Origin of the sequence: Saccharomonospora halophila 8 (assembly GCF_000383775.1) — a bacterium.
Taxonomy (GTDB): domain Bacteria; phylum Actinomycetota; class Actinomycetes; order Mycobacteriales; family Pseudonocardiaceae; genus Saccharomonospora; species Saccharomonospora halophila.
The window spans coordinates 1499-8138 of the sequence record NZ_KB912534.1; the positions used below are offsets into that span (position 1 = coordinate 1499).

A 6640-nucleotide genomic window follows, 5' to 3' on the forward strand; every position below is an offset into this window, starting at 1 on the left:
GCGGGCCCGGCCTGTGCGGGCCCGGTCTGCGGGGGCGGCCGCTCGTCCGGGGCCGTCGACTCCGCGGCGGCGTCCATCTGGCTCCTCGTCGGCTGTTCGGGCACGTCCGTATCCCGCGCGATCGTCGCGCACTGTCATTAGATCACGCCGAAGGGCCGAAACGCCGGAGCATGCCCGGCGCGTCCGGGTGGTGGGTCTCTCGCCTAGGATGACCCACCGTGACGATCCACCCCATCCGTATCGCGGGCGACCCGGTCCTGCACACGCGCACCCGCGAGGTCGAGACGTTCGACACCGACCTCGCCACACTCGTCGACGACATGTTCGAGACGATGTACGCGGCGGAGGGGGTCGGTCTCGCGGCCAACCAGATCGGTGTCGACCTGCGGCTGTTCGTCTACGACTGTCCGGACGACGAGGGTGTGCGGCACAAGGGGCTGGTGGTCAATCCCCGACTGGAGACCAGCGAGGTCCCGGAGACCATGCCGGACCCCGACGACGACTGGGAGGGCTGCCTGTCGGTGCCGGACGAGTCCTACCCGACCGGGCGGGCCTCCTGGGCGAAGGTCACCGGCTGTGACGTCGAGGGCACCCCGATCGAGGTGGAGGGCACCGGCTACTTCGCGCGCTGCCTCCAGCACGAGACCGACCATCTCGACGGCTACCTCTACCTGGACCGGCTCATCGGCCGTCACTCCCGAGCCGCGAAGAAGATGCTCAAATCGAACAAGTGGGGCGTGCCGGGCAACTCCTGGCTCCCACCCGCCCCCTGACGACCCCCTCACCCTCCGTAGTGCCGTGAGGGGCACCTTCGCTGCGTGTGACGCAGTGAAGGTGCCCCTCACGGCGTCCAGCGCAAGGAAGGTGCCCTTCACGGCACAGGTCGCGTCGTGACCCGGGTGGCGGGTTGTCGGTGGGGGTGGGGCGTGGCTAGGGTCGCTCGGGTAGGCAGATAACAGTACATCGCGGGAGCTCGCGCCCTGGCGGGCTGAGAGGGCGGCTGGTGTCCGGTTCGACCGGACCCGGTGCCGCCGACCGCAGAACCTGACCGGGTAATGCCGGCGTAGGGAGTGGATTCGTCGTGACGACGCTGGACAACGGCGCTACCGCAGAGCACAACGGCACTGGTGACGGCGCTGCCGGACCGGGGGTCACCACCGGACCGATCACCGGCTCACGCAAGATCTACCACTCGACCGCCTCGGGGCTGCGTGTCCCGGCGCGGCGCATCGACCTCTCGAACGGGGAGCACTTCGACGTCTACGACACCTCGGGGCCCTACACCGACCCCGGGGCCGCCATCGACGTCCACACCGGACTGGACCGCACCCGGGCGGCGTGGCGCGAGGGCTCCGAACACGACACCCAGCTCGGCCGGGCGAAGGCCGGGGTGATCACCCCGGAGATGGAGTTCGTCGCCGCACGCGAGCGCGTCGACCCCGAGTTCGTTTGCGCGGAGGTGGCGCGCGGACGGGCGGTGATCCCCGCCAACCGCTGCCACCCCGAGTCCGAACCGATGATCATCGGGAAGAACTTCCTGGTGAAGGTGAACGCCAACATGGGCAACTCGGCCGTGTGGTCGTCGGTCGAGGAGGAGGTGGACAAGCTGGTGTGGGCGACCCGCTGGGGCGCCGACACCGTGATGGACCTGTCCACGGGGAGCAACATCCACGCCACCCGCGAGCGGATCCTGCGCAACTCCCCCGTCCCGGTCGGTACCGTCCCGATCTACCAGGCGCTGGAGAAGGTCGGCGGCGAGCCGGAGAAGCTGTCCTGGGAGGTCTACCGGGACACCGTGGTCGAGCAGTGCGAGCAGGGCGTCGACTACATGACCGTGCACGCGGGCGTGCTGCTGCGCTACGTCCCGCTGACGGCCCAGCGGGTCACCGGCATCGTCTCCCGCGGCGGTTCGATCATGGCCGCGTGGTGCCTGGCCCACCACCGGGAATCGTTCCTGTACACGCACTTCTCCGAACTGTGCGAGATCCTGCGCGCTTACGACGTCACCTTCTCCCTCGGGGACGGGCTGCGCCCGGGGTCGATCGCCGACGCCAACGACCGGGCCCAGTTCGCCGAGCTGGAGACCCTCGGCGAGCTCACCCACCTCGCGCGCGAGCACGACGTGCAGGTGATGATCGAGGGCCCCGGACACGTGCCGATGCACAAGATCAAGAAGAACGTCGAGCTGGAGGAACAGCTCTGCGGGGAGGCGCCGTTCTACACGCTCGGTCCACTCGCGACGGACATCGCCCCCGCCTACGACCACATCACCTCGGCGATCGGTGCGGCGCAGATCGGCTGGTACGGCACCGCGATGCTGTGCTACGTCACCCCGAAGGAGCACCTGGGCCTGCCGAACCGGGACGACGTGAAGACCGGCGTGATCAGCTACAAGATCGCCGCGCACAGTGCCGATCTCGCCAAGGAGCACCCGTACGCGCAGGAATGGGACGACGCCGTGTCGCGGGCGCGGTTCGAGTTCCGCTGGCACGACCAGTTCAACCTCTCCCTCGACCCGGACACCGCGCGGGCGTTCCACGACGAGACCTTGCCCGCCGAACCCGCCAAGACCGCACACTTCTGCTCGATGTGCGGGCCGAAGTTCTGCTCGATGCGCATCACCCACGACGTCCGCCGCTACGCCGAGGAGCACGGATTGTCCAGTGTGGACGCCATCGAGGCCGGGATGCGGGACAAGGCACGAGAGTTCGGCGAACGCGGTAGCCAGGTCTACCTCCCGGTGGTCGAGCCGTGACCCGGACCCCGCGCACACCGACGACCCGGACCCCGGCGACCCCGGGAACCGCGCTGACCGTCGCCGGATCGGACTCCGGCGGCGGGGCGGGCATCCAGGCGGACCTGCGCACCTTCTTCGCCTGCGGGGTCCACGGCATGACGGCGGTCACCGCGGTCACCGTGCAGAACTCACTCGGGGTCGAGGGCTTCACCGAGATCCCACCGGAGCTCGTGACCGCGCAGATGCGCACCGTGGCCGGGGACATGGGTGTCGACGCGGCGAAGACCGGCATGCTCGCCACGGCCGACATCATCCGCACGGTCGCGGCCACGGCCGACGACCTCGGCATCGGGCGTGGACCGGGGCGGATCCCGCTCGTCGTCGACCCGGTGGCCGCGTCCATGCACGGGGACCCGCTCCTGCGGGACGAGGCGCTGGAGGCGATCCGCACCGAACTGTTCCCCCGCGCCACGCTGGTCACCCCGAACCTAGACGAGGTCCGGCTGCTGACCGGCGTCCGGGTGACCGACGCCGACAGCAGGCGTGCCGCCGCCGACGCCCTGCTCGAACTGGGGCCGCGGTGGGTCCTGGTCAAGGGCGGTCACCTGGCCGACGACCCGCAGTGTGTGGACCTCCTCGCGGACGGCACCGGGTACGTCGACCTCGAAGGCCCACGGTACGAGACCGAGCACACCCACGGCGGCGGGGACACGCTCGCCTCGGCGGTCACGGCTTACCTCGCGCGGGGGCTGGCCGTTCCCGACGCCGTGGCGCAGGGCAAGCGGTTCATCGAACGCTGCGTCGCCGAGGCGTATCCACTGGGTGCCGGGGTCGGTCCGGTGTCCCCGTTCTGGCGGTTGGCCCCGGAGGAGTGAGCCGGGCGCGGCGTGGGCCACCTCCGGGGGATCGGCCGGGCGTGGGTGAGACTGGAGGGATGAGCGACAAGCAGCCTCCCGCGGCGTTGACCATCGCCGGGTCCGATTCCGGGGGCGCCGCCGGTCTGGAGGCGGACCTGCGGACGTTTCTGACGTGTGGTGTCCACGGCCTGGTCGCCGTCACGGCGGTGACGGTGCAGAACACGCTCGGCGTGCACGACCGCTCCGACGTCCCGGCCCGGATCGTGGCCGGGCAGATCGAGGCGGTCGCCGCCGACATGGGGCTGCAGGCCGCCAAGACCGGGATGCTCGCCTCCGCCGGGATCATCCACGCGGTCGCCGGGGCGTGCGACCGGGCGGGCATCGGCGGCGCCGACGGCATCCCGTTCGTGGTCGACCCGGTCGCCGCCTCCATGCACGGGCACCCACTGTTCGACGACGCCGGGCTGGCGGCGCTGCGCGACGAACTGCTCCCCCGCGCCACGGCGGTCACACCGAACCTGGACGAGGTCCGGCTGCTCACCGGGATCGAGGTCACCCGGCGCGAGCACATGCGGAACGCCGCGCTCGCGCTACGGGAACTCGGCCCGCGGTACGTGCTGGTCAAGGGCGGGCACCTCGCCGACGACCCGGAGTGTGTGGACCTGCTGTACGACGGCGAGACGTTCACCGAACTGCCGGGGCCCCGGTTGGACACCCCGCACACCCACGGCGCGGGGGACGCGATGGCCTCGGCGTTCACCGCCGGTCTGGCCCGGGGCGAGAGCGTGCCGGACGCGGCCCGGCTGGCGAAGTGGTACGTGATCAACGCGGTGCGGAACTCGTACCCGATGGGCGCGAAGGTGGGCCCCGTGTCGGCGTTCTGGCGGGTCGCCGATGAGGACACCCAGCGCTGATCCGCCGGCACACGGTGGCGACTCGCGGGCCTGCGGTGGCGACTCGCGGGCGTGGAGTGTGGACTCGCGGATCGGGGTGGGTCAGACGTCGTCGTCGGCGAGGAGGGCTTCCAGGGCGGGGACGGCGGCGGCGAGGGCGTCGCGGTGTTCCGGGGTGAGCCGGCCGATCCGCCTGCTCAGCTCGTTGATGCGGGTGGCGGTGACGCCGGAGAGCAGGCTCTGCCCCTCGTCGGTGACCGTGACCAGCCACGCCCTGCGGTCCACCGGGTCCGACTCCCGCCGCACGTAGCCCTGTTCGGCCAGGGCGGAGACGATGCGGGACATGGTCGCCGCCGCGACGCCCTCCTTGGCGGCCAGATCGCCCAGCCGCAGCCTCCCACACGCCGCCAGTGTCGCCAACGCCGAGATCGCCCCGTGCCCGGGCCCGGGCGCGCCCGCCTGACGCAGCGACCGGGACAGCCTGCCGATCGTGAGGAACAGCCTGCCGGGAACGTCCTGTGCCGACGTGCTCACTTCTCGAACGCTCCTTCGGTCCACGTGCTCCCGCTTCCGCCCACCCGATTTCCCGCCGGGTGTCCGGAGTGCGGGTCACCTTACGTGGTCGGGCGGCCGCCGCGTCCGCGCTCCCCACACTCCCGCTCCCCTCCGTCCCCGCCGCCCGCGCGACGGCGGGTGTCAGCGGGGCGGACTCGACGCCTGGGCCCAGAACCGGCGGGGGATCCGCCCCGCCTCGCGTGCGAGACGTCCCGCGGTGACCGCCGAGGCCATCGCCCGCGCCATCCGTTCCGGTGCCTGTGCCCTGGTCACCGCCGTGGACAGCAGCACGGCGTCGCAGCCGAGCTCCATCGCCAGGGCGGCGTCGGAGGCGGTCCCGATCCCGGCGTCCAGGATGATCGGCACCCCGGCCCGCGACACGATCAGTTCCAGGTTGTGCGGATTACGGATGCCCAGCCCCGTCCCGATCGGCGAGCCCAGCGGCATCACGGCCGCGCACCCCGCTTCCTCCAGCCGCAGCGCCAGCACCGGGTCGTCGTTGGTGTAGGCCAGCACCGTGAACCCGTCGGCGACGAGCTGTTCGGCCGCCTCCAGGGTCTCCACCGGGTCCGGCAGCAGGGTCCGGTCGTCCGCGTGCACCTCCAGCTTCACCAGGTCCGTGTCCAGCGCCTCCCGCGCCAGCCGGGCGGTGAGGACGGCCTCGGCCGCCGTGCGGCAGCCCGCCGTGTTCGGCAGCACCGCGATGCCGAGCCGCCGCAGCAGGTCGAGCACGCCGGATCCACCCTCCGTGTCGGCACGGCGCAGGGCGACGGTGGTCAGCCCGGTCCCGGAGGCCACGAGGGCCCGTTCCAGAACGTCGAGGTTGCCCGCGCCACCCGTGCCGATGATCAGCCGGGAGTCGAGCTTGTGGTCGCCGAGGACCAGCGGGGCCTCGACGGCGGTCGTGTCGGTGAACGTCATCGTGGTCTGCTCAGCCTCCCTGCACCGCGGTCATGATCTCCATGCGCGCGCCGTCGCGCACGACGACGTCGCTCCAGCGCCCCCGCCGCACGACCTCCCCGTCGAGCGCCACGGCGATCCCCTTCGCCTCGCCCCACGCGGCCGCGAGCACGTCGGCGACGGTGCTGCCGTCCGGCACGCGCCGGGTGTCCCCGTTGACGTGAACGTCCATCACAGCGACTCCTCACTGTCCGATCCGGTCCGGGTGTGCGCCCGCCACACCCCTCGGCGGCACGGCGCCGGTGAGCCAGGCGAGTACGGCCGCCGCGGTGACCGGGGCCTGCAACAACCCGTTGCGGTGGTGTCCGGCCGCCGCGTACACGCCGTCGTCGAGCGGCCCGAGGTACGGCAGGTTGTCGGCGCTCCCGGCACGCAGCCCGGCCGTGCTCTCGGTGAGGGTGTACTCGGCGAGCGCCGGGAACACCCGCTCGGCCGCCTCCAGCAGCTCCCGCACCCCGCGCGCGGTCACGTCGGTGTCGAAGCCCGCCTCGTACTGGGTCGCGCCGAGCACGAGCTCGCCGTCGGCGCGGGGCACCAGATAGACCGGTCTGCCCTCGACCGTGGCCCGCACGGTGTGCCGGGGCGGTGGCAGGCTCGTCCGCCGCGGCCGCAGCCGCAGGATCTCGCCCTTCAGCGGA

Annotated in this window: 8 protein-coding genes; 4 read left to right on the forward strand and 4 right to left on the reverse strand. The window is 72.1% G+C overall.

The features are described 5' to 3' along the window. The first annotated feature begins 218 nt into the window (after positions 1 to 218). From SACHA_RS0109755 to thiD (SACHA_RS0109770), 4 genes are all read left to right on the forward strand, one after another. Positions 219 to 773: a peptide deformylase gene (locus SACHA_RS0109755; protein ID WP_019809288.1), complete on the forward strand. Its 555-nt coding sequence runs from the start codon at positions 219 to 221 to the stop codon at positions 771 to 773. Between the two features lie 308 nt (positions 774 to 1081). Continuing rightward, complete coding sequence (gene thiC, locus SACHA_RS0109760) at positions 1082 to 2755, forward strand: phosphomethylpyrimidine synthase ThiC (RefSeq protein WP_019809290.1); 1674 nt, start codon at positions 1082 to 1084, stop codon at positions 2753 to 2755. Continuing rightward, positions 2752 to 3612 (forward strand): bifunctional hydroxymethylpyrimidine kinase/phosphomethylpyrimidine kinase, encoded by an 861-nt coding sequence (gene thiD, locus SACHA_RS0109765; RefSeq protein ID WP_019809292.1) that lies wholly within the window; start codon positions 2752 to 2754, stop codon positions 3610 to 3612. The genes thiC and thiD (SACHA_RS0109765) overlap by 4 nt, the downstream gene beginning before the upstream one ends. Before the next feature lie 59 nt (positions 3613 to 3671). Further along, positions 3672 to 4508, forward strand: coding sequence for a bifunctional hydroxymethylpyrimidine kinase/phosphomethylpyrimidine kinase (thiD, locus tag SACHA_RS0109770; protein ID WP_019809294.1), 837 nt, complete (start codon positions 3672 to 3674; stop codon positions 4506 to 4508). Between the two features lie 81 nt (positions 4509 to 4589). Here the strand turns inward: thiD (SACHA_RS0109770) and SACHA_RS0109775 are convergent, their stop codons facing one another. From SACHA_RS0109775 to SACHA_RS21315, 4 genes are all read right to left on the reverse strand, one after another. Further along, on the reverse strand, positions 4590 to 5021 hold the full coding sequence (locus tag SACHA_RS0109775; protein WP_019809296.1) for a MarR family winged helix-turn-helix transcriptional regulator: 432 nt from the start codon (positions 5019 to 5021) through the stop codon (positions 4590 to 4592). A 162-nt stretch (positions 5022 to 5183) separates the two neighbouring features. Next, positions 5184 to 5963, reverse strand: a complete 780-nt coding sequence (gene thiG, locus SACHA_RS0109780; protein WP_019809298.1) for a thiazole synthase — start codon at positions 5961 to 5963, stop codon at positions 5184 to 5186. A gap of 10 nt (positions 5964 to 5973) precedes the next feature. Next, positions 5974 to 6174: a sulfur carrier protein ThiS gene (gene thiS, locus SACHA_RS0109785; RefSeq protein WP_019809300.1), complete on the reverse strand. Its 201-nt coding sequence runs from the start codon at positions 6172 to 6174 to the stop codon at positions 5974 to 5976. Positions 6175 to 6186: 12 nt separating this feature from the next. Continuing rightward, the coding region (locus tag SACHA_RS21315) for an FAD-dependent oxidoreductase (RefSeq protein ID WP_019809302.1) at positions 6187 to 6640 on the reverse strand (454 nt) is incomplete at its 5' end.